Genomic DNA, 21,859 nt, shown 5'->3' with positions numbered 1-21,859 from the left:
AAGGGGGAGATAGTATGTTCAGCAATTATATAGGCATACTAAATTTAAATGAAGATGAAAGCAATTTGAGGTCTCTTTCATTAAATAGACCATTAGCTTCCATACCTATATATGGAAGATACAGAATCATAGATTTTATTTTGTCTAATTTAGTCAATGCGGGTGTAAAAAGCGTTGGAATATTCGCACAGACATATTCAAGGTCATTGATGGATCATCTCGGAATAGGAAAACCTTGGGACTTAAATAGAAGAAAGGATGGACTTTTTATATTTAATTATTCATTAAACAATTCCGTAATCAGTGATGTTATACAATTCAAGGAAAATATCGAATACTTTTATAAAAACAAGGGTGATTATGTAATATTGGCATCATCAAGGATGTTGTGCAATATTGACCTTGAGAAAGCAGCACTGTATCATGAGAAATCAAAAAATGATGTAACTGTGATATATAAAAATGTAAAAGGTGATGATGAAACCTTCTTAAATTGTGACGTATTAAATATTGATGAGAACAACAGGGTATTAAGCGTTGGGAAAATCATAGGTTTAAATTGCAATGTAAATATATCTATGGATATATTAATCATGAAAAAAGATTTTTTAATTGAATGTATTTATAAATCAATAGAAAATGGCAATTATTCTTCTTTAAAAAATTATATTTACAATAATTGTAATAAGATAAATATAGGGGTTTATGAATTTAAAGGATATTTAAGCTGTATTAATTCTATAAGGTCCTATTATAAAACCTCAATGGATATACTGGATACAGATATAAGAGAAGAATTATTTTTTAAAAATGGAAAAATCTACACCAAATCAAACAATTCACCACCTACCAAATATTGCAAAGAATCCGAGGTAAAAAATTCTATGATATCAAACGGCTGTATAATTAAGGGTAGTATAAAAAACAGTATTTTATCCCGTTCAGTAAAAATAGATTATGATACAATAATAGAGGACTCAATTATATTTGGCAATTGTGTAATAGGCAAAGGAGCCAAATTAAAAAATGTTATCCTGGATAAAAATGTTGTTGTTGAAGAGGGTAAAAATCTTATAGGAGACAAGAAATTTCCGGTTGTTATCGAAAAGGGAGAAGTTGTTAAAAATCTGTACAAAAAAGCAGAAGGGTCATATAAAGCGTAATATATGATGATAGCTTATTTTTATAAATGAATTTGACATAAAGAATATGGAGGTATAGATATGAATGTATTATTTGCTACTTCAGAGGCATATCCACTGGCAAAAGCCGGTGGACTTGCGGATATATCCTATGCTTTGCCAAAGGCTTTAAAAAAACTGGGGGTTGATGTGCGTATTATAATGCCCAAATATGGTAATATATTTTTCAATTACGGCAATAAAATAAAGCATTTGGGCAGTTTTACGGTGTCTGTCGGATGGAGAAGGCAATATTGCGGAATAGATTTAACGGAATATAACGGTATACAATATTATTTAGTCGACAATGAATATTACTTTAAAAGACCCGGATATTATGGATATTATGATGACGGAGAGAGATTTGCTTTTTTTAACAGGGCTGTATTAGAAATGTTAAATTTTTTAGATGATTTCAAACCCGATATCATTCATTGCAATGATTGGGAAACTGCTTTAATACCGGTATTGTTAAAGGCTCATTACGGTGGTAGTTCAAATCATAATGAAATCAAGACTGTCTTTACAATACACAATCTTAGGTATCAAGGGGTATTTGGCAGAGAAATATTGGGGGATTTGCTGTCACTTGATGATTATTATTTTGATGAAAACAGACTGAAATATTATGATGGCGTTTCCTTTATGAAAGGTGGTATAATTTATTCGGATTGGGTTACAACAGTAAGTAAAAGCTATGCAGAGGAAATAAAAATTCCGTTTTATGGAGAAGGACTTCATGGCTTATTGCAGAGTATAGGTTATAAATTAAGCGGGATTGTAAATGGTATAGATTATGATATATACGATCCCAAAACAGATGAACATATCTACAGTAATTACGATGTATCTGAATTAAATAAAAAAGTAAAAAACAAATTGAAATTGCAGGAAGAATTATTACTGAGTGTAAACGAAAAAATCCCAATGATAGGGATGGTTTCAAGATTGACTAATCAAAAGGGAATTGATTTGGTATTAGCTGTAATTGAGGATATACTAAAAATGGAGGTTCAATTGGTAATACTGGGTTTTGGTGAAAGATATTACGAAGACCTTTTAAGATACTATTCGGCGATATATCCTGCAAAGATTTCAACAAATATATATTGCAGCGAATCAATGGCAAGGAAAATATATGCTGCTTCGGATATGCTTTTAATGCCGTCGCTTTTCGAGCCTTGTGGAATAAGTCAGCAGATAGCTCAAAGATATGGATGTCTGCCTATTGTTCGTGAGACCGGTGGACTTAAAGATACCGTAGAGCCATATAATCATTATACCGGAAAAGGAACGGGTTTTTCTTTTACAAATTATAATGCACATGAGATGCTTCATATTATCAAATATGCATTAAGTGTGTATAATGACGAGAAAACATGGCATAAACTTATGGAACAGGCAATGAACAGAAATAACAGTTGGGATAATTCTGCGAATGAGTATAAAATGCTGTATAAAAAATTGCTTAAGTAGAAAGCAGGAGGTTTATTATGCTTATAAAAAAGGAAGATTTAAAAAAAGATTTCAAAGATAATCTTATAGCACTATATGCAGAAGATATTTCGGAGGCTTCACTGGAACATAAATATTTTGCTTTATCTGAAGTCATAAAGAAGTATATGTTTGAAAACTGGATGAAAACAAATAGAAATTACAGCAAAAATGAAGTAAGGCAGGTTTATTATTTTTCAATTGAATTTTTACTTGGACGCATATTGGAAAGTAATTTGATTAATCTTGGGATAAGGGATTTATGTAAAGAAGCTTTGTCGGAAATGGGGATTAATTTAGATGAATTATGTGTAATTGAAAAGGATGCGGGTCTTGGTAATGGTGGTCTTGGTCGTCTTGCAGCTTGTTTTTTAGATTCGATGGCATCCCTTAGCATACCGGGTCATGGCAATGGTATAAGATATAGATATGGTTTTTTTGACCAGAAAATCATGGATGGATACCAAATTGAAATTCCCGATAATTGGCTTAAAGATGGATATGTGTGGGAGATAAGGCGAAACGAAAAAGCTGTCAGGGTAAGATTTAACGGAAATGTAAGGATGATTAATTCAAATGGCAGATTAAGAGCAATACATGAAAATTATGAAACGATATTAGCCGTTCCTTATGATATACCCATTGTGGGTTATGACGGCAGTACAGTTAATACTTTAAGGTTGTGGAGTGCTGAACCGATGGAACGTGAATTTGATTTTTCTTCTTTTTCATCAGGTGATTATACAAAAGCAGTTGAATATAAATATTCGGTTGAAGCAATATCGCAGGTTTTATATCCGGATGACTCCAGTATTCAAAACAAAAGTTTAAGGCTTAAACAGGAATATTTTTTTGCCAGTGCCGGTATTCAGAGCATATTAAGGACATATAAAAAGAAGGGCAAACCTATTGAGGAATTATACAGATATGTAGCCATTCATATAAATGATACGCATCCATCATTAGTAATTCCCGAATTAATGAGGATTTTAGTGGATGAAGAAAATCTGACATGGGAGAAGGCATGGGATATAACAACAAAGGTGGTTTCATATACAAATCATACAATAATGTCTGAGGCTCTTGAAAAATGGCCTGTGAGTCTTATGATGAGTCTTTTACCACGTATATATACAATTATAGAAGAAATTAACAGGCGTTTTTATTTAGAGGTAAAGGATAAATTTAATAATAATTGGGATAAAATTAACAAGGTTTCGATAATACAAAACGGTAATATTATGATGGCGAATCTTTGTGTTGTGGGAAGCCGCTTTGTAAACGGGGTTTCCGAACTTCACACAGAAATACTTAAAAAACAGGTGCTATCAGATTTATATGAGATTTATCCAAAAAAATTCAAAAGTGTTACAAATGGTATAACACATAGAAGATGGTTATTAAAGATTAATCCTGAGCTTGTGGAATTAATAAACGATGCCATAGGAAGTTCATGGATTAAAAAACCTAATAGTCTTATAGAACTCAAAAAGTACATAAAAGATAAGGACTTCTGCCATGAAATTGCAGATGTAAAATTAAAGAATAAGATAAAACTCGCAAAATATATTAAAGAAAAAAACAATATAGAATTAAATCCCAAATCAATATTCGACATACAGGCTAAAAGATTTCATGCTTATAAAAGGCAGCTTTTAAATATCATGCATATAATGTATCTTTACAATAAGTTAAAAGAAAATCCAAGGATTGATATTATCCCAAGAATATTTATTTTCAGCGGTAAAGCCGCACCGGGTTATAAGTTGGCAAAAGATATAATCAAACTTATAAATTGCGTTGCAGATAAAGTAAATAATGACAATTCCGTTAACGATGTTTTAAAGGTGGTATTTTTAGAAAATTATAACGTTTCATTAGCGGAGATGATTATACCATGTGCTGAGGTTAGTGAACAAATTTCTACAGCATCAAAGGAAGCCTCCGGAACCAGCAATATGAAATTTATGATGAATGGTGCAATTACAATTGGTACCCTTGATGGTGCTAACGTAGAGATAAAGGAAGCGGTTGGTGATGATAATATTGTGATATTTGGTCTAAAAGCAGAGGAGGTTTTAAATTATTATAAAAATGGCGGTTATTCCGCTATGGAGATATATAACAATGACATGAGGATACACCAAATCCTTGATCAATTAGTAAACGGATTTTGGTGTGTCAAGGAAAGCGGCTTTATAGATATACATGAACACCTTCTTAAATATAATGATGAATTTTTTGTATTGAAGGATTTTGATGAATATGTAAAGGCACAGGAAAAGATAAGCAAGCTTTATCAGGATAAAATCAAGTGGAATGAAATGTCTATAAATAATATAGCTAATTCAGGAAGGTTTTCAAGTGATAACTCAATAAAAAAATATGCGGAAAATATTTGGAACGTTTAAAATTATAGGCAAGAAGGCAAGGGGACGTTTCGCTTGCCATATATTAATATTCTTTTAATCTCTTATCGACTTGCGCAATTAACGAAAAATCTTTATCATTTATTCCTTTGTTATAAAACCAGGACTATCTACCTTGCCTTTCCAGCACATAATCCTATTGTACTTGTTGCCGAATTTACTTTTTATCTTGTTCATTATTACCGATATATTGAATTTCTATCCCGGCTGGATTATTGCATGGAAATGGACTGGCATGATTACACATGATAACAAACGCAACATTAAGGGTGGGCTACTGATTAAAACCTTAGTGAGAGAATATCAAAATCATGTATTTTTCTGTATTTATGTTATAATATAATAAAAAAATATTCAAAATTAATTGAATGGTCAGGAGGGATGTTTGTGCCTTTGCCAAAAGAAGATAGAAAATATACTTATAGGGATTATTTGACATGGTCAGAGGACGAGAGATGGGAAATAATTAATGGCACTCCTTATATGCAAGCTGCTCCAACATGGCAACACCAGGCAGTATTGTTGGAGTTATCAAGACAATTTGCAAATTATTTACAGAATAAAACATGCAATATATTTACTTCGCCCTTTGATTTGCGTTTGCCGGAAAACGATGAGGAAGACGAAGATGTTATTAACGTGCTTCAACCTGACTTGGTTGTTGTATGCGATAAATCAAAATTACAAAAAACGGGGTATTTTGGAGTTCCTGAGTTAATTATTGAAGTAGTTTCTCCTGCTTCAGGCAGAAAAGATAAGATTGAAAAATTTAACTTATATGAAAAGGCTGGAGTAAAGGAATATTGGCTTGTTGAACCTGAAGAAAAGGTTGCTATGGTTTTTACACTTCATAATAAGAGTTATGGGAGACCTGAAGTGTATTCTGAAAATGATTCCGTAAAGGTAAGCATATTTGAAGACCTTATAATTGATCTAAAACTTGTATTTTCTTATTAGCTGGATAAGGCAGACAGGGGGGCAGGGACTTGTCTGATATGTCTTTTATTGCCAATAGCTCCAATATAAATCAAGTATATAATTTTTTACTTACATTCTCGGACAAGTCCCTGTCCCCCTGTCTTTCTTTGATTTTAAATTTTTCAAACAAGAAGAACCGTCCCCACTAAGGCGGCTATCCGCCTTTTAACTTTCTAAACCCTTCTATGCAATACCCAAGGCTGAACCACTCACAGTCTTTACATATATTAGTCATTCTTTCTTCTGTCATATTTTCTTTGATTTTATTTACAACATCCCTATACCTTACGGCCTCTCCTACTTTTATACCCAAAATCTTTAAAACAGCTCTATCTCTTTCCTTTACACTGCCTGGATAATTTTCTATCCTGCATTCCCCATCCATATTATTTGGACACATTGCACAGATGTTATCCACATTATCCACAGCTTTTATCAACATATGCTGTTTATTATTCAATTTTCTAATAATTTTATACATATTATCAATAAAAACATCATCATAACCAAGCCCACGAAAACCTAACATGCATAAAAAGTGATGTCCTCTTATATCCATTATATTAGCCTCTCCATTTATATTTTTAACAATATTAATTATACTATTTAATAAGCTGATTTCACAGTAGAGTAGCCCACCCTTAGTGCTGCTTATTAAAAAGGCATGTCTACTAATCGGAAATCGGATGTCGGATGTCAGAATATGTTTCAGCTTCTGACTTCTCACCTCTATTTATCTGACTTCTTTTTCAGGATTATTGTGAATATATTCAATTTTGTTTCGTGATTCCTCACTATCTCTTATTTCTTCGTTATAAAACCATGATTGCCAAAACTTGCCTTTCCTGCACATAATCTTATTGTACTTGTTGCCGAATTTACCTTTTATCTTGTTCATTATTACCGATATATTGAATTCTTCTCCCGGCTGGATTATTGCATGGAAATGGTCTAGGAGTCCACTCGAAATCATCAATCACAAATTAACAAATATGTTATTGAAAACCATATAATTTACAATAAAAAATACTCCTGAACACATATGAAATAAGCACTTAAGAGCTATTTTTATGATATAATATAAATAATATAATAAGAAAAATGTGGTGATAAAAATGTTAGGAAAAGCAGACAGACAAATGTCATTTTCAGATTATTGGTTACTTGGAAAAATTTCTGAAGATAGTTATTATCATAGATTAAGAACATGGGTATTTAATAATCTTAATGAAGAAATGTTTCAGCCACTTTTCTCATACTATGGCAGAGAATCCATATCTCCGGTATATACATTTACAGCGATGCTGATACAATTTGAAAAAGGATATTCTGATCGTGAAATGGAAGAAGAATCACGATTCGATGACAGAATTAAATATGCATTAACCGCACCACGGGATTTTGATGGAATAGATGCAGTAACATTATGTGATCATAGAAAAAGACTGTTTAACAGCGAAATAGGAAAAGAAATATTCATTAAAACAATTAGTCAGGCAAAAGAAGTAGGACTGTTTGATAAAGACAACTTACACATAATAGATTCATTCATGATTTGGGGTTCCTGTGCCAGACAAGATACTTACACTATGATATACCAAGGGATAAAGATGGTTCTCCGTTTCATGAAGTTTTACGAAATGGAAGATGAATCGAAAAAAATACTGAAAAGAACAGATTATAAAGAAAATATCAAAAAACCCAAAATAGCATGGGAAAACGAAAAAGAAAAAGCAAAATTACTCGAAGAACTTGTTAAAGATGCACTATCACTCGTAGAAAATATAAAAACAAAAAAAGATATAAAAGATGATTTAAAAAAAGCAATTGAATTATTAGAAAGAGTAGCATTACAAGATGTTGAAATAACAAACGACGGGCATGTAAAAATGATAAAAGGAACAGCAAAAGACAGAATAATATCAGTAGTAGATGATGAAATGCGCCATGGAAGAAAGACCTCATCGAAATTATCAGATGGATACAAAGCTGAAATTATAACAGGAGGAGAAAAAGGCTCAGTAGTAGTAGGAATAGAAGTTGATGGAGCAAATATAGCAGATGGAGAACATATGAGTGATCTTATAGAACAAAGCCGAAGAAACGGCGTTGATATAGATAAACTGTATGGAGATTGTGCATATAGTGACTTTGAAGAAATAGAAAAAAGGAAAGAAGAAGGAACAGATTTTTGCATTAGAGTGCCGGAAGCAACAAATCCAAGTGGAGGATTTTCAAAAGAAGAATTCAAAATTGATTTAGAAAAAGGAACAGTAGAATGTCCCAATGGACATATAAAACAATTTGATACTGAAAAAACACAAAAACATGAGCAAGTTACAGTGAAATTTAGAGCAGAAGAGTGTAATGATTGTCCGCTAAAAGACCAATGTACAAAATCAAAAAAAGGGAGAACAATAAATATACATCCGTATGAAAAAGAAATACAAGAACAAAGGGAATATCAAAAAACAGATGAATTTAAAGAAGACTATGCAAAAAGACCGAATGTAGAAAGAAACATATCAGAACTTACCAGGCATGGCGGACGTAAAGGAAGGTATAGAGGAAAATTAAAAATAAGATGGCAAATGATAATGGTAGCAATAAACAATAATATCAAAATAATAACGAAACATATTTCTAAAATTTGTAATAGACAAATTAAGAAGGGGGAAGTCTGCCCAAAAACGGCTTAAAGAATGGTTAAGGATATTAAAAATAGCAATAACAGGTCAATAAAGCCATAATATACATATTAAAATCAATAACAAAATCATATATATTTCTTTGAATAGAGATTATTCTGATAATTTATGCGATGATAAAAATTCTTAACCGGCAGATAAGTTATTTTCGAGTGGACTCCTAGCATGATTACACATGATAACAAACGCAACATTAAGGGTGGGCTACTGATTAAAACTTATATTCTCGGTCAAGTCCCTGTCCCCCTGTCTGCCCCTGTCTGATGAGATATTTGATACTTAGGGATTTTTCTGGTATAATTAAACATACAATAGGATGGTGATTTTTTATGAGTTTTAAATATATTCTCTACGATGAAGAAGAAAAAATCGGATTTATTTCCTTAAATCGACCCGAAAAACGCAATGCCCTTTCTCGTGGATTATTAGAAGAATTAACGGCGCTTTTACTGAAAATTGGGCAGGAGAAAAAAATCAAGGTTGTTGTACTGAAAGGCATCGGCAAAATCTTTTCTGCCGGACACGATTTAAAGGAAATTTCCGATGGTTCTCCCCAAGATGTTCTTCAGATGTTTCAAGCATGTTTTTTGACCATGCGGGCTATCAGAGAAATTCCTCAGCCGATAATAGTTCAGGTGCATGGCATAGCTACAGCTGCCGGATGCCAGTTGGTTGCAGCAGCTGATTTGGCTGTAGCAGCGGAAGATGCTCGGTTTGCAACACCGGGAGTGAAAATAGGACTTTTTTGTACAACTCCTGCAGTTTTCTTAAGTCGCAATATCGGAAGGAAAAAAGCCATGGAGATGCTTTTAACAGGCGAGTTTATGTCAGCTCAGGATGCTCTGATTCATGGTTTAGTAAATAAAGTAGTGCCATCGTCTGAATTGGAGGCTGTGACTTCGGAGTTGGCAGGTAAGATTGCCTGCAATAGCTTGTCTACAATGGCTATTGGCAAGAAGGCTTTTTATCAGCAAATCAATATGGAGGATTTTCAAGCCTTGAACTATGCTACCGAGGTTATTTCCTTGTGTAGCACTACAAAGGATGCCCAAGAAGGAATAAGGGCTTTTTTGGAAAAACGTGAACCCAAATGGTCGGATAATTAGACATAAACAGCAGCAGATATATCTCAGAATCTTAAGAATAGAACAATTAAGATCCTTTACGGCACTTTTTGTCGAAAAGGGTCTTATTTTTTGCCCGGAGTATGAATTAGGATACATATTTCAAAGAAGACTTAATTGTCAACTTAATTATTAAACTAAGTTGACAATTAAAGATTTTTGTGTTTTAATTATAAATTAGAAAGGAGGTTTTCGTGAATGAATAACAGCTAAAGATTTTTGTGTTTTAATTATAAATTAGAAAGGAGATTTTCGTGAATGAATAACAGCTTACAGGATATAGAATTAAGACTTCTGAAGGGCGGATCAATCAATTTTAAGGAAGCTATGGAAATTGCAGAAACTGCAAGGTTGGAGGATTTGCTTGATGTATCAGACAGGATACGGCGAAGTTTTAGCGGGAACAAAATCAATCTTTGTACCATCATAAATGCAAAATCAGGCAAATGCCCTGAAAATTGCAAGTATTGTGCTCAATCGGCACATTATAATACAAATATAAGTGAATATCCTTTAATAAATGAAGAAGAGGTATTGAAACAGGCAAAAACAAATGAAGCATATGGGGTGCATAGGTTTTCTCTCGTAACCAGTGGTCGTGAACTTGATGATAATGATTTTGAGAAAATATTGGGTATTATCAGGAGGTTGAAAAAGGAAACAAGGATTAAGATATGTGCCTCTCTTGGCTTTAGTACCTGCGATAGAGCTTTGAAGCTTAAAGAGGCAGGCCTTGATATGTATCATCATAACCTTGAAACCGGAAGGAGCTATTTTAAAAATATCTGTACTACCCATACATTTGACGATAAAATTCAGACAATAAAAAATCTTTTTTCTGCCGGATTAAAAGTATGCTCAGGAGGCATCATCGGGATCGGAGAAACAATGAAGGATAGGTTGGAAATGATTTTTGAACTGAGGGAGCTTGAGATAAAGAATATACCGATAAATATCCTGATTCCCATTTCCGGTACACCATTTGAGAATATCAAAAGAATAGAGCCAGTGGAAGTGCTGAGAACAATTTCTCTATTCCGACTTGTTATTCCTGATGCTGAAATAAGGTATGCCGCTGGAAGAAAAAATCTCGGCAGGTATCAAAAAACAGCTTTGAGGGCAGGAATAAACGGTCTTATGGTGGGCAATTTCCTGACAACATCAGGAAACGCTATAGAAGAAGATTTAAACATGCTTAGAGAAACGGGATTTGAGGTGTGAAACATGACTAAAGGAATTTTTATAGTTGGAAGCGATACGAATGTTGGTAAAACCGTTGTATCAGCCGGACTTCTGTATTTGCTGAGAAGCAGGGGATTTAATGCCTGTTATTTCAAACCAATTTTGAGCGGGGCTGTATACAGGGAAGATAGACTGATACCGGGTGATACCGAATTTGTAAAACATGTAGCAGAACTATATGAAGATAATGCACTGCTTACTCCTTTTAGCTTCAAAGCACCCTTATCGCCACACCTTGCAGCGCGGCTTGAAGGGAAAAGCATTGATGTAAAAATTATTAAGAATAGTCTGCATATAATAGCCCAAAAGTATGACTATATTATCGCTGAGGGCTGTGGAGGTCTGGCGGTTCCACTGAATGAGGATTTTTATATGCTATATGATTTTTTAAAAGAAGTAGATATGAATATCATCCTTGTAACGAGGTCGGGTCTTGGTACGATAAACCATACTACATTGACGGTTAAATACGCACAACACCTTGGACTTAAAGTAAAAGGTATAATTGTAAACGGATATGAAGGTACCTTTGCAGAGGATGACAATATTGCGGCAGTTCAAAAAACTACAAAGGTTCCGGTGCTTGCAGTTATAGAAAGTATGGAGAATATAGATACTGAAAAAATGCAGGCGGGCAAAATAAAAGAGGTGTTTGAAAAACAGGTTGATATACAAAAAATATTTGAAGTGATGGGAGATATGAATAATGGATAAAATGGAGGAATTGCAAAAACGGGATCTGGCTCATATATGGCATCCCTGTTCACAAATGAAAGATTATGAGGAATTAAAGCCTATTGTTATTAAAAGGGGAAAGGGAGCTTATCTTTATGATATAAATGGCAAAGCATATCTTGATGCTGTTTCTTCTTGGTGGGTAAACCTGTTTGGACATAGCAATATGAGAATAAATAATGCTATAAAAGCACAAATCGAAAAGCTCGAGCACGTGATTTTTGCGAATTTTACGCATGAACCTGCCATTGAATTAGCCGAAAGAATTGTAAAAATTACTCCGGAAGGATTGAATAAGGTGTTTTTTTCAGATAATGGTTCATCTGCTGTGGAGGTTGCTCTCAAAATGAGTTTTCAATACCATCAGCAATCGGGTGGAAGAAGCAGGACAAAATTTGCATGTCTGTCAAATGCATATCATGGAGAGACACTGGGAGCTTTATCGGTGGGAGACCTGGATTTATATAGCAGGGTGTTCAAACCTATTTTATTGGATACAATCAGGGTTGAAGGTCCGGATTGCTATAGGTGCAGGTATGGAAGGTGCAATAAGAGCTGCAATGCAGAATGCTTTGAGTATATGGAACGGACCATTGAAGAAAACTACAAAGTCTTGTGTGGTGTGATTATTGAGCCGCTTATACAGTGTGCAGCAGGAATGAAAATATATCCACCAATATATCTGAAAAAACTCAGGCAATTGTGTGATAAATATGATATTCATTTGATTGCGGATGAAATTGCCGTTGGATTTGGAAGAACAGGAAAAATGTTTGCTTGTGAGCATGCAGGAATCAGTCCTGACATCATGTGTCTTTCAAAAGGGCTGACGGCGGGCTATCTTCCGCTGGCGCTTACGCTTACAACCGATAAAATCTATAACGCATTTTACTCTGATTATGCTGAGCTTAAAGCCTTCATGCACAGTCACAGCTATACGGGGAATCCAATTTCCTGTGCGGTAGCCTGTGAATCACTCAACGTATTTGAAGATGAGGATATTTTAAGGAAAAATCAGCAAAAATCGGAATATATTTGGGAAAAGGTGAGTAAAATAGCCCATAATCATCCTTTTGTTGGAGATTATAGACAGCTTGGGATGGTAGGAGCGATTGAGCTTGTGGAGGATAAAGAGAGTAAGAAGGGATTTGACTGGAAGAAACGAGTGGGGTATCAGATATATAAAATTGGCCTTGAAAACGGCATTATCATAAGACCTCTTGGCAATGTTATTTATTTTATGCCTCCATATGTTGTTAGATATGAGGATATTGACTTTATGATTGAGGCAACCTTTAAATCTATTAATAGTTATTTTCAAATTGACTTTTAAATTTCATAAAAAAGCTGTATACTATAAAATGATTGAAGAAATAAACAAAATATTTTTAAGCATATGGATGGTGTACAGATGGATAATAGCAGTATTTTTTTCAGAATAATAGTTGACTATGGTTATTTAGCGCTTTTTATTGCTTTAATAATAGAAGGCACAGGGTTGCCGGGACCTGTTGAGCTATTTTTTCTTGCGGCAGGATATCTGATATCAAAAGGGCAGATGAATTTTACATCTGTTATTTTGGTTGCGGCTGCCGGGAATGTAACAGGAAATGCTATAGCATATATGATAGGAGCACAAAAAGGAAGGGCATTTGTTGAACGATATGGCAAATATTTAAAAATTTCCGTAAAGGACCTTGAAGGTATGGATAAATGGTTTTCAAAATATGGAGGTTTGACGGTTTTTTTAGGGCGTATTATAGGTTTACCGAGAACACCGGCTATATGGGCTTCTGGTATCAGCAAAATGAATTTTAAAGTATATTTTATTTATTCTGCGCTTGCTGATTTGATATGGTCAGCTTTCTGGACAAGTGTTGCATATCTTGCTGCATATCAAATGCTTAAAATAAATTTATTTGGAAAAGAATATCCCATATGGTATTATTTTGCCACGATGATTGCTTTTATGTTATTTTTGTATATTATCTGGAGGTTATTTTTGTGGATGAAAGAAAGATATTTGACATAAGTATTAAGATAGTTAAAGATATAAAAACATTAATAGAAAGTGAAGATGCATGGGAAGGACTGAAAAACAATGCGAACATATACCCGTTTAACACCTTTGAATGGATTATTAACTGGTGGAAATATTTTGGGAATGGCAAAAAGATGTTTATACTCCTTTTTAAGAATGATTGTAAAATAATCGGTATCGCACCATTAATGATTACATTTGGAGAAATGGGATTCCCTATAAAAAGAATAAAATTTATCGGCTCAAATAACAGTGATTATCTTGATTTTATAGTAAGAGACGGATATGAAGATATATTTTATAAAACATTGATAAGGTATTTAGAAGAAGTGATAAATCCTTATACTGTACTGGACCTTGAACATATCCCGGAGAACAGTGGTATATATTCATATATAAAAGAAGGGCATTTTTATTACGATTATGATATTCAAGATATATGTCCATACATAAAATTACCTCCTACATGGGATGAATATCTTAGTATACTTGATGGCAAGTTTAGGCGGAATCTAAACTATGAAACAAGAAGATTTTTTAAAGAATATGATGGCAGTTTTTCATATGTAAAAAATCCTGATATTATAGAAAATTCAATGGAGGAGCTTATTAAGCTGCACCAAGAGAGGTGGAGGAATAGACATCTTCCCGGTGTTTTTTATTCAAAGCGTATCAGGGATTTTCATAAAGATGTGGCAAAATCTATGCTTAAAAAAGATTGTTTAAGTCTATTTGAACTTAAAAATGGAGAAAAAATCGTTGCAAGTATATTAAGTTATCATATGGATAGAAGAAGATATTATTATATAAGTGGTTATGACCTTGAATACAGCAAAAGAAGTGTTGGTACTGTTGCATTAGGATTAGCTGTAAAGTATTCAATAGAGGTTGGAGATAAGGTATTCGATTTTTTACGGGGTGATGAGGAATATAAAAAAAGCTGGACAGATTTAAAAAAGAAAAACATTAGATTTGTTGCAGCATTTCCGTCAAAGATTGGTAGGCTATATATAAATTATATCATTGCAGAGAATAAACTTATAAATAAAATAAAGGATAAATTCTCCAAATAGAAGAATATACCCTTTGTTTTATAAGATATTAATTTGCTATTTTGGCATATTTGAAATTAATAGGATTCATAAATGCAGGAATTTCTAAGTTGTCGGATTTTTGGATATCAACCTTGATACCATAGTATTTTAGGGTTTCTATGATGCCGCCTTTAATGTTTAGGGACGCAACTAATGTATCAGGGTTCCCTATAGCCTTGATAATATATGGAGGAGCATATGTTGTAGAATTAATATTTATGGTTGGACCCACACATCTGATTTCTGATGTTGCTATAAGTCTTTGACCGTTTATTGAAATTGCTTCGGCTCCTCCAACTTTTAATGTATTTACTATGTTTATTAAGTCTTCATCGTGTACCAAGAACATATTAGGGTCTTCTCCATTTTTTGGTTGAATATCACTGTCATTAACCGTTATAATAACGCCGGGACCTGTCATTTTTGTAAATCCAGCTATTGCCTTATATTTGTTTAATTCTTGTGTGATTGTATTTATTGCTGCATCAGTTTTTGATGAAGTATTATCTAAAATATTTATTTTCTTATTCAATTCTTCAATCTGCTGTTCAAGTGTTTTCTTTTCATCAGTAGCATTTTTTAATTGCTGTGTAAGTTCCTCTACTCTGTTGTCATTAGTAGAAGCTGCAAGTTTGCTTTGACCCTGAATAGTTTTAAATTGCACGGAAATCATAAAACCTATAATAATAAAGACTAACGAAAGTAACATGGCTTGAAAGACTTTCCCTTTCATTTCTCCTCTATCCCCTTTATCAAACCAAATATTTAATTTATAATTAATTTATTTTTCTACTATATATAGTATAGCATGTATACAAAAAAAATTATTAAAAAAGTATTACATATTTATTACATTTATGTAACAAATATGTAATACTAATCCTGATTTTCAGGATTAGTATTACCAATTACATTTTTAAGTGAAAGCATATTTTCAAGGTCCTTATTATATTTGTCAATTTTCAGCATGGTATTTCTGTATGCCAAGATATCTTCTTCATTTTTTTGTATACATTTAATTAAGGAATTTTTAACATTCTCAAATAGTATATCATAATTTATATAGTTATGTATATCGAAATCTTCTATTTCGGTTTCCTGTAATTTATCATTTTCAACTTTAAGGTAAAAAAACTTATTGCTTGGTCGTAAAACAAGTTTTTCATCAATGCCTTTGTCATAAATGATTATACCTTCTCCTGTATCAAACGTTTTTCCGCTGTAACTCCTAAGTGAAATATTATCCTTTGCAATATATTTTTTAAGTGATAAAAGGATTTTTTTTATTTCCTTTATAGATTTTTCAAGAACTTCTTGCATTTTACGGCTTGCAACTTCCCTGTCCTTTTCGGTTTTTGTAAGTATATCCATTAATTTTTTTATTTCATCGATATCGCTCATTGTATCACCTCTTATTTAATATTCCACTGCAAATGATTTTTAATCTTTTTGCAAATAAAATTTAAAAATCATATCAGTAAATATCTTGATTCACTATTGAAGTTAATAAACATATTATAATAACAGGTTAAAGAAAGAGGGTGATATTATGCCATATCCATATTGTCCATCAGGACGTTATTGGAAAGTTGCACCTGGTGATACATTATGGTATATAGCACAAAAGACGGGCAGTTCTGTTGATGAATTGTTAAAACTTAATCCCGGAATTGACCCTTATAATCTTCAGATAGGTCAGGTTATATGCTTGCCGCCGATTATTCCATATGGTAAGACACCGGAATGTCCAACAGGTGTATATTGGGAAGTTGCACCTGGCGATACATTGTGGAATATTGCACAAAGGATTGGAACTACCGTTGATAAAATAATGGCTTTAAATCCCTATATAGACCCTATGAATTTGCAGGTGGGACAGATTATTTGCTTGCCTATTCCTGGGGAAAATTAATAATTGATATTTTTATGCCTGCTGTAAGCAGGTTTTTTTTACATGTTTTTAACATATATATATATTAATTAATGTGAAATAGTGATAAAATTATAAACAGGAGTATCCAAAATATTTTTCACATAGGGGGTTTAATCCTTGAAAAAAAAATATGTTCTTGATACAAATGTATTATTGCATGATCCCATGTCTATTTATAATTTCGAAGATAATGAAATAATAATTCCGGCTGTTGTAGTTGAAGAAATTGACGATAAAAAAAGATATCAAGATGAGGTTGGAAGAAACGCAAGGTTAGTCGCAAGAATTCTTGATGATGTAAGGAAAAAAGGAAAACTTAACGAAGGAGTTGACCTTGGAAATGGTGGCACTCTAAAGATTGAATTAAATCATATTTCCATGGATGAGATAAGACAGCATTTTGTTGATGTGACAAATGATAACAGGATTTTGGCGGTTGCATTGAATATACACCTTGAAGAAAAGAAAAAAGAAAATCCTATGCCGACGGTACTTGTATCAAAGGATATTATAATGAGGGTGAAAGCTAACTCCCTTGGAATTGCATCTGAGGATTATCTCTCAGATAAGATTGTCAATTATGATGAATTATACACGGGTTTTATATCTGTTGATGTACATCCTTCTTTGATAGATTCGTTTTATATTGAAAAATATTTAAAAAAGGATGATATTGAACAGCTTAGAGAGGTAAAAGACCTTTATCCAAACGAATATATAATATTTAAAGATATGTTTGGCAGTAATAAATCTGCTGTTTCCAGATATAACAAGGCAAGCGATACATTTGAACACCTATATTCACCGGAAACCGTCTGGGATGTTGCTCCAAGAAATGTACAACAAAAAATGGCAATTGACCTGCTGTTAAGAGATGATATTTCTATTGTTACAATGACGGGAAAGGCTGGAACAGGGAAGACATTATTGGCACTTGCATGTGGGCTTTTAAAAACACAGGACGAAAAAAAATTTAATAAATTATTAATTGCAAGACCTATTGTTCCAATGGGAAACGATATAGGATATTTGCCGGGAGATAAGGATGAAAAACTAAAACCATGGATAAAGCCAATATATGATAATTTTGAATATCTCTTTAGAGGAAGGAAAAGCAATACAAATATAGAAGATATAATAGCAGGCATAAAAAACATTGAGATTGAGGCATTGACATATATAAGGGGAAGGAGTATTCCAAAGCAGTTTATAATAATAGATGAAGCGCAAAATTTGACAAGGCATGAAATAAAAACGATAATATCAAGGGTAGGGGAGGAAAGCAAGATTGTTCTTATAGGGGACCCGGATCAGATTGATAATCCCTATCTTGATGCTACCAGCAACGGGATAACGCAGGTTGTGGATAAATTTAAAGAATTTGAAATATCAGGACATGTCACATTGATTAAAGGTGAAAGGTCAAAGATTGCAGAACTGGCGGCAAAAGTTTTATAATATGTATTGAAATATATTTTATGAGAATTTGAAAGGAGGTGAAAAGGTTGAATAAAAGTTTAAGGCAGATGATTCTTTGCGCACTTCTGCTTGCGATAGGATATATTCTTCATTATGTAACACCGCCAATCCTTGGATTTATGAAACCGGACTTTTTACTATCTATGTTATTTATATCACTGCTGATTGTTGATGATATAAAGATAGATTATATTACCGGTGTAATTGCTGGTATAATAACAGCAATTACAACATCAATGCCGGGTGGGCAAATAGCAAATCCTATAGATAAAATTGTTACAACAACGGTCATAATACTTATAATTAAATTATTAAAAGACAGGATCAATGATAAGGTATTATCAGCTATAGTTGGAATAATAGGCACACTGGTGTCTGGAGCAGTATTTTTGTCTGTTGTAGCACTTGTAGCAGGACTTCCAAAGGCATTTTATCTGCTTTTTGTTACGATAGTACTTCCGGCAACATTAGTAAATACTATAGTAACGGTAATAGGTTACAGTATAATAAAGAAAATAGCTAAATACGAAAAAACCGCAATAAAATAAAGTGAGGAAACTCACTTTATTTTAGTCAGATATTTGTGAATACACCAAGCAGCATTTTTAGCATTGGCCATAGCCTCAGGAATACTGGAAGGACCGTAAGTTAAATCTCCTGCTGCGAATACTCCATTGATGGAAGTTTCGCAAGTAGAAGGATTTACCTCGATTAACCCCTTCTCTGTCAGCTTTAATTCTGGAATACCAAGGCTTGTTGGGTTAGGAATATATCCAATTGCAATATAAACCTCATCTATTGGAAGAGTTTCTTGAGCATCGGGCTTCTGTATAGTTATTGCTATTACTTTTCCATTTTCTCCCTTAATTTCAATTGGACTGCTGTTGTAAATGAATTTTACCCCTTCATTTAGTGCATTATTGACTTCATTTTTATGTGCAGGCATTTCTTCAGGTCCCTTGCGATAAATAATCATTACTTCTTTAGCTCCTAAGCGCAAACATGACCTTGCAACATCTATACTTACATTTCCGCCACCGATGACAGCTACCTTTTCTCCTACCTTTATTTTATTTATCTCATTTAAGGGTAAATTTTTTATTTTCTTTAATAATTCCATACCGGGATATACCTGAGGTAATTCTTCCCCTGGAATATTTAGCTTCCTATATTTATAAGGAACACCGGTAATTAAAACTGCATCATATAAGCGCTTTAGCTCTTCTATAGTAATGTTTTTACCTAATATCTCTCCTGTTTCTATCCTGGCTCCAAATCTTTTTACCATTTGGACCTCCATATCTACCAACTCTCTTGGCAGACGAAAATCAGGTATGGCGTTTCTTAAAAGTCCTCCTACCGTATTATTGGCTTCTAAAATGGTTACTCTGTGACCTATTCTCAAGAGTTCATAGGCAGCAGTAATTCCGGCTGGTCCAGATCCTATAACCGCAATATCAGCTGGTTTTGCCCATCTTTGAGCGTTAACACTGTTGGCATATTCCCAATCAGTAACAAAACGTTTTAACTTGGCTATGTGAATGGGCTTGCCCTTTTTAGCCAAAGCACAATGCCCCTCACAAAAGTTACTGCTGGGGCAAACATAACCACATACCGTAGGCAGAGGATGGCGTTCTTTAATAATCATCATAGCTGTTTCCGGGTCTTTTTCCTTTATAGCGTGGATAAAACCGGGAATATCTACTTTTAAAGGACAGGCTCTCTGACAAGAAGGATTTTTACAATTTAGACAGCGTGAAGCTTCTTCATAAGCCTCCTCCTCAGTAAATCCATGTTCTACTTGAAAAGATAAATCATGTTTTTCTGACATTTATAAACTCACCTTCTTTTTTTATTCTCGAAATCATTAAGTAAAATTTGAAAAAATTTGTCTACAAGGAATCGAGTAGACAACGAACACATTATACTTCATTTCATTATGGTTGTCAATCTCAAGGCATGAGTGGCACAATAAAATATTTTGATATTTTTAAATTTATCTCTTTAAATTATGATAAATACCTGTGATATAATAAATATGATAATATAAAGACAGGAGGAGTTTTATATGAACCATGAAGAAAAGGTAACAAAACGTGCAAAATCAATAGAGATATCTACCATACGGTATTTTTTTAATATGGTTAAAGAGGTACCTGGTGCGTTATCCCTTACAATAGGTGAACCGGATTTTGTAACGCCGAAGCATATCATGGATGCAGCTATAAAAGCACTTAAAGAAGGAAAAACGGGTTATACTGTAAATCCCGGTTTGATTGAATTAAGAGAAGAAATTTCAAGATATCTTTCCGAAAGATATAATATAATCTATAATCCGGATAATGAAATTCTTGTTACAATAGGAGCAACAGAGGCAATATATGTAGCGATAAATACCCTCATAGAAGAAGGAGATGAGGTTTTAATACCGCAGCCCTCATTTGTTGCTTATGACCCCTGTACAAAGCTTGCAGGAGGAAAATCGGTTTTTGTACCTACTTATGAAGATGATAACTTTGTATTAAAAGCAGATGAACTTGAAAAATATATTACAAAAAGGTCTAAGGTATTGATTTTGCCATATCCCAGCAATCCAACCGGAGCAGTTTTGCCGAAAGAGCTTATGGAGGAGATTGCAGCAGTTGTTAAAAAGCATGACCTTATTGTAATAACAGATGAGATATATTCAGAATTAGTATATGCCGGATTCAAGCATGTAAGTTTTGCATCACTTCCTAATATGTGGGAGAGGACTGTAACCATAAACGGTTTTTCTAAAGCATATGCCATGACAGGCTGGAGACTTGGCTATATAGCTGCACCAGATTATTTTATATCACATATGACAAAAGTCCATCAATATGATGTAACGGCTGCTGCTACCATGTGCCAGTATGCAGGTATAGAGGCAATGAAAAATGGAAGTGAAGATATAAGGATTATGAGGGGTGAATATGACAGAAGAAGGAGATACTTACTTCAAAGCATGTCGGAAATAGGACTTAAATGCTTTGAACCCAAAGGAGCATTTTATTTATTTCCTTCAATAAAGAAAACAGGTCTTACATCAACAGAATTTGCAAAAAGGCTTTTATATGAGGCAAAGGTAGCAGTAGTACCGGGAAATGCCTTTGGGGAAAGCGGAGAAGGCTATGTAAGAATGGCATATGCCACATCAATGGAGAATCTTGAAGAGTGTGTAAAAAGAATAAAGGGTTTTATGAAAAAATTTTAAAATAGCAATGAAGGTATTTTAAAAGGACAGGAAACTGTCCTTTTTTGAAAAATGATTAAAAAAATTTAATTATATTTTAATAAAATCTTTATAATTTGCTATAAACTATACATAAAAATAGAAATATTTAATGATATAATAATATGGTATAATAGTCATATAATTTAACATTTTTGAGGGGATATG

General features: G+C 33.4%; 20 protein-coding genes. 15 read left to right on the top strand and 5 right to left on the bottom strand.

Annotation, left to right across the window (positions count from 1 at the left end; all coding sequences use genetic code 11):
- Positions 1–14 precede the first annotated feature (14 nt).
- The 4 genes from glgD (at position 15) to AC0LWJ_RS07035 (ending at position 6,061) form a co-directional block, all read left to right on the top strand.
- Positions 15–1,163 (top strand): glucose-1-phosphate adenylyltransferase subunit GlgD, encoded by a 1,149-nt coding sequence (glgD, locus tag AC0LWJ_RS07050; protein ID WP_474239822.1) that lies wholly within the window; start codon positions 15–17, stop codon positions 1,161–1,163.
- A 60-nt stretch (positions 1,164–1,223) separates the two neighbouring features.
- Entirely contained in the window at positions 1,224–2,657 is a 1,434-nt protein-coding gene (gene glgA / locus AC0LWJ_RS07045) for a glycogen synthase GlgA (RefSeq protein ID WP_474239823.1), read from the top strand.
- A 17-nt stretch (positions 2,658–2,674) separates the two neighbouring features.
- Positions 2,675–5,086 carry a glycogen/starch/alpha-glucan phosphorylase gene (locus AC0LWJ_RS07040; protein ID WP_474239825.1) on the top strand — a complete coding sequence of 804 codons (2,412 nt, stop codon included), beginning with the start codon at positions 2,675–2,677 and terminating at the stop codon, positions 5,084–5,086.
- Between the two features lie 405 nt (positions 5,087–5,491).
- Entirely contained in the window at positions 5,492–6,061 is a 570-nt protein-coding gene (locus AC0LWJ_RS07035) for a Uma2 family endonuclease (protein ID WP_474239827.1), read from the top strand.
- Positions 6,062–6,236: 175 nt separating this feature from the next.
- On the opposite strand, the gene AC0LWJ_RS07030 is transcribed toward AC0LWJ_RS07035, so the two are convergent.
- Together AC0LWJ_RS07030 and AC0LWJ_RS07025 are read right to left on the bottom strand one after the other, a co-directional pair.
- The gene (locus AC0LWJ_RS07030; RefSeq protein WP_474239829.1) at positions 6,237–6,641 is read right to left on the bottom strand and encodes a DUF1284 domain-containing protein; all 405 of its coding nucleotides are present in this window, start codon (positions 6,639–6,641) and stop codon (positions 6,237–6,239) included.
- Positions 6,642–6,815: 174 nt separating this feature from the next.
- On the bottom strand, positions 6,816–7,055 hold the full coding sequence (locus tag AC0LWJ_RS07025; protein ID WP_474239831.1) for a transposase: 240 nt from the start codon (positions 7,053–7,055) through the stop codon (positions 6,816–6,818).
- Between the two features lie 142 nt (positions 7,056–7,197).
- Here AC0LWJ_RS07025 and AC0LWJ_RS07020 point away from each other — a divergent pair, with 142 nt between their 5' ends.
- From AC0LWJ_RS07020 to AC0LWJ_RS06990, 7 genes are all read left to right on the top strand, one after another.
- Positions 7,198–8,781, top strand: coding sequence for an IS1182 family transposase (locus AC0LWJ_RS07020; RefSeq protein WP_503031405.1), 1,584 nt, complete (start codon positions 7,198–7,200; stop codon positions 8,779–8,781).
- Positions 8,782–9,119: 338 nt separating this feature from the next.
- The gene (locus AC0LWJ_RS07015; RefSeq protein WP_474238946.1) at positions 9,120–9,896 is read left to right on the top strand and encodes an enoyl-CoA hydratase; all 777 of its coding nucleotides are present in this window, start codon (positions 9,120–9,122) and stop codon (positions 9,894–9,896) included.
- 276 nt (positions 9,897–10,172) lie between these two features.
- Entirely contained in the window at positions 10,173–11,135 is a 963-nt protein-coding gene (gene bioB / locus AC0LWJ_RS07010; protein WP_474238943.1) for a biotin synthase BioB, read from the top strand.
- Between the two features lie 3 nt (positions 11,136–11,138).
- Positions 11,139–11,870 (top strand): dethiobiotin synthase, encoded by a 732-nt coding sequence (gene bioD, locus AC0LWJ_RS07005; protein ID WP_474238940.1) that lies wholly within the window; start codon positions 11,139–11,141, stop codon positions 11,868–11,870.
- Complete coding sequence (bioA, locus tag AC0LWJ_RS07000) at positions 11,863–13,224, top strand: adenosylmethionine--8-amino-7-oxononanoate transaminase (RefSeq protein WP_474238937.1); 1,362 nt, start codon at positions 11,863–11,865, stop codon at positions 13,222–13,224. Before bioD ends, bioA begins: the two co-directional genes overlap by 8 nt.
- Before the next feature lie 78 nt (positions 13,225–13,302).
- Positions 13,303–13,923 carry a DedA family protein gene (locus AC0LWJ_RS06995; RefSeq protein WP_474238934.1) on the top strand — a complete coding sequence of 207 codons (621 nt, stop codon included), beginning with the start codon at positions 13,303–13,305 and terminating at the stop codon, positions 13,921–13,923.
- Positions 13,896–15,005 carry a GNAT family N-acetyltransferase gene (locus tag AC0LWJ_RS06990; protein WP_474238932.1) on the top strand — a complete coding sequence of 370 codons (1,110 nt, stop codon included), beginning with the start codon at positions 13,896–13,898 and terminating at the stop codon, positions 15,003–15,005. The genes AC0LWJ_RS06995 and AC0LWJ_RS06990 overlap by 28 nt, the downstream gene beginning before the upstream one ends.
- A gap of 28 nt (positions 15,006–15,033) precedes the next feature.
- Here the strand turns inward: AC0LWJ_RS06990 and AC0LWJ_RS06985 are convergent, their stop codons facing one another.
- Positions 15,034–15,759: a DUF881 domain-containing protein gene (locus AC0LWJ_RS06985; RefSeq protein WP_474238929.1), complete on the bottom strand. Its 726-nt coding sequence runs from the start codon at positions 15,757–15,759 to the stop codon at positions 15,034–15,036.
- 143 nt (positions 15,760–15,902) lie between these two features.
- Positions 15,903–16,427: a hypothetical protein gene (locus AC0LWJ_RS06980; RefSeq protein WP_474238926.1), complete on the bottom strand. Its 525-nt coding sequence runs from the start codon at positions 16,425–16,427 to the stop codon at positions 15,903–15,905.
- Positions 16,428–16,575: 148 nt separating this feature from the next.
- Between AC0LWJ_RS06980 and AC0LWJ_RS06975 the strand changes: the two genes are divergently transcribed.
- The 3 genes from AC0LWJ_RS06975 to AC0LWJ_RS06965 all read left to right on the top strand — a co-directional run bounded on the left by AC0LWJ_RS06975 (position 16,576) and on the right by AC0LWJ_RS06965 (position 18,986).
- Positions 16,576–16,938, top strand: a complete 363-nt coding sequence (locus AC0LWJ_RS06975) for a LysM peptidoglycan-binding domain-containing protein (protein ID WP_474238923.1) — start codon at positions 16,576–16,578, stop codon at positions 16,936–16,938.
- Positions 16,939–17,076: 138 nt separating this feature from the next.
- Complete coding sequence (locus tag AC0LWJ_RS06970; RefSeq protein ID WP_474238919.1) at positions 17,077–18,417, top strand: PhoH family protein; 1,341 nt, start codon at positions 17,077–17,079, stop codon at positions 18,415–18,417.
- A 47-nt stretch (positions 18,418–18,464) separates the two neighbouring features.
- Positions 18,465–18,986 carry a tryptophan transporter gene (locus AC0LWJ_RS06965; RefSeq protein WP_474238916.1) on the top strand — a complete coding sequence of 174 codons (522 nt, stop codon included), beginning with the start codon at positions 18,465–18,467 and terminating at the stop codon, positions 18,984–18,986.
- 11 nt (positions 18,987–18,997) lie between these two features.
- Here AC0LWJ_RS06965 and AC0LWJ_RS06960 read toward each other — a convergent pair whose 3' ends face one another.
- Positions 18,998–20,269 carry an FAD-dependent oxidoreductase gene (locus AC0LWJ_RS06960; protein ID WP_474238913.1) on the bottom strand — a complete coding sequence of 424 codons (1,272 nt, stop codon included), beginning with the start codon at positions 20,267–20,269 and terminating at the stop codon, positions 18,998–19,000.
- A 237-nt stretch (positions 20,270–20,506) separates the two neighbouring features.
- Here AC0LWJ_RS06960 and AC0LWJ_RS06955 point away from each other — a divergent pair, with 237 nt between their 5' ends.
- Positions 20,507–21,673 carry a pyridoxal phosphate-dependent aminotransferase gene (locus tag AC0LWJ_RS06955; RefSeq protein WP_474238909.1) on the top strand — a complete coding sequence of 389 codons (1,167 nt, stop codon included), beginning with the start codon at positions 20,507–20,509 and terminating at the stop codon, positions 21,671–21,673.
- The last annotated feature ends 186 nt before the right edge of the window (positions 21,674–21,859 follow it).

Source organism: Aceticella sp. 75b-Ac (assembly GCF_056032965.2).
Note: the sequence above shows the minus strand (reverse complement) of the source record. Positions and strands in the feature narration are given on the sequence as shown.

Bases quoted from the DNA above. Each gene is read 5' to 3' on its own strand.
- glgD (WP_474239822.1), top strand. From the start codon at position 15: ATGTTCAGCAATTATATAGGCATACTAAATTTAAATGAAGATGAAAGC.
- glgA (WP_474239823.1), top strand. From the start codon at position 1,224: ATGAATGTATTATTTGCTACTTCAGAGGCATATCCACTGGCAAAAGCC.
- AC0LWJ_RS07040 (WP_474239825.1), top strand. From the start codon at position 2,675: ATGCTTATAAAAAAGGAAGATTTAAAAAAAGATTTCAAAGATAATCTT.
- AC0LWJ_RS07030 (WP_474239829.1), bottom strand. From the start codon at position 6,641: ATGGATATAAGAGGACATCACTTTTTATGCATGTTAGGTTTTCGTGGG.
- AC0LWJ_RS07025 (WP_474239831.1), bottom strand. From the start codon at position 7,055: ATGATTTCGAGTGGACTCCTAGACCATTTCCATGCAATAATCCAGCCG.
- AC0LWJ_RS07020 (WP_503031405.1), top strand. From the start codon at position 7,198: ATGTTAGGAAAAGCAGACAGACAAATGTCATTTTCAGATTATTGGTTA.
- AC0LWJ_RS07015 (WP_474238946.1), top strand. From the start codon at position 9,120: ATGAGTTTTAAATATATTCTCTACGATGAAGAAGAAAAAATCGGATTT.
- bioB (WP_474238943.1), top strand. From the start codon at position 10,173: ATGAATAACAGCTTACAGGATATAGAATTAAGACTTCTGAAGGGCGGA.
- bioD (WP_474238940.1), top strand. From the start codon at position 11,139: ATGACTAAAGGAATTTTTATAGTTGGAAGCGATACGAATGTTGGTAAA.
- bioA (WP_474238937.1), top strand. From the start codon at position 11,863: ATGGATAAAATGGAGGAATTGCAAAAACGGGATCTGGCTCATATATGG.
- AC0LWJ_RS06995 (WP_474238934.1), top strand. From the start codon at position 13,303: ATGGATAATAGCAGTATTTTTTTCAGAATAATAGTTGACTATGGTTAT.
- AC0LWJ_RS06985 (WP_474238929.1), bottom strand. From the start codon at position 15,759: ATGAAAGGGAAAGTCTTTCAAGCCATGTTACTTTCGTTAGTCTTTATT.
- AC0LWJ_RS06980 (WP_474238926.1), bottom strand. From the start codon at position 16,427: ATGAGCGATATCGATGAAATAAAAAAATTAATGGATATACTTACAAAA.
- AC0LWJ_RS06975 (WP_474238923.1), top strand. From the start codon at position 16,576: ATGCCATATCCATATTGTCCATCAGGACGTTATTGGAAAGTTGCACCT.
- AC0LWJ_RS06960 (WP_474238913.1), bottom strand. From the start codon at position 20,269: ATGTCAGAAAAACATGATTTATCTTTTCAAGTAGAACATGGATTTACT.
- AC0LWJ_RS06955 (WP_474238909.1), top strand. From the start codon at position 20,507: ATGAACCATGAAGAAAAGGTAACAAAACGTGCAAAATCAATAGAGATA.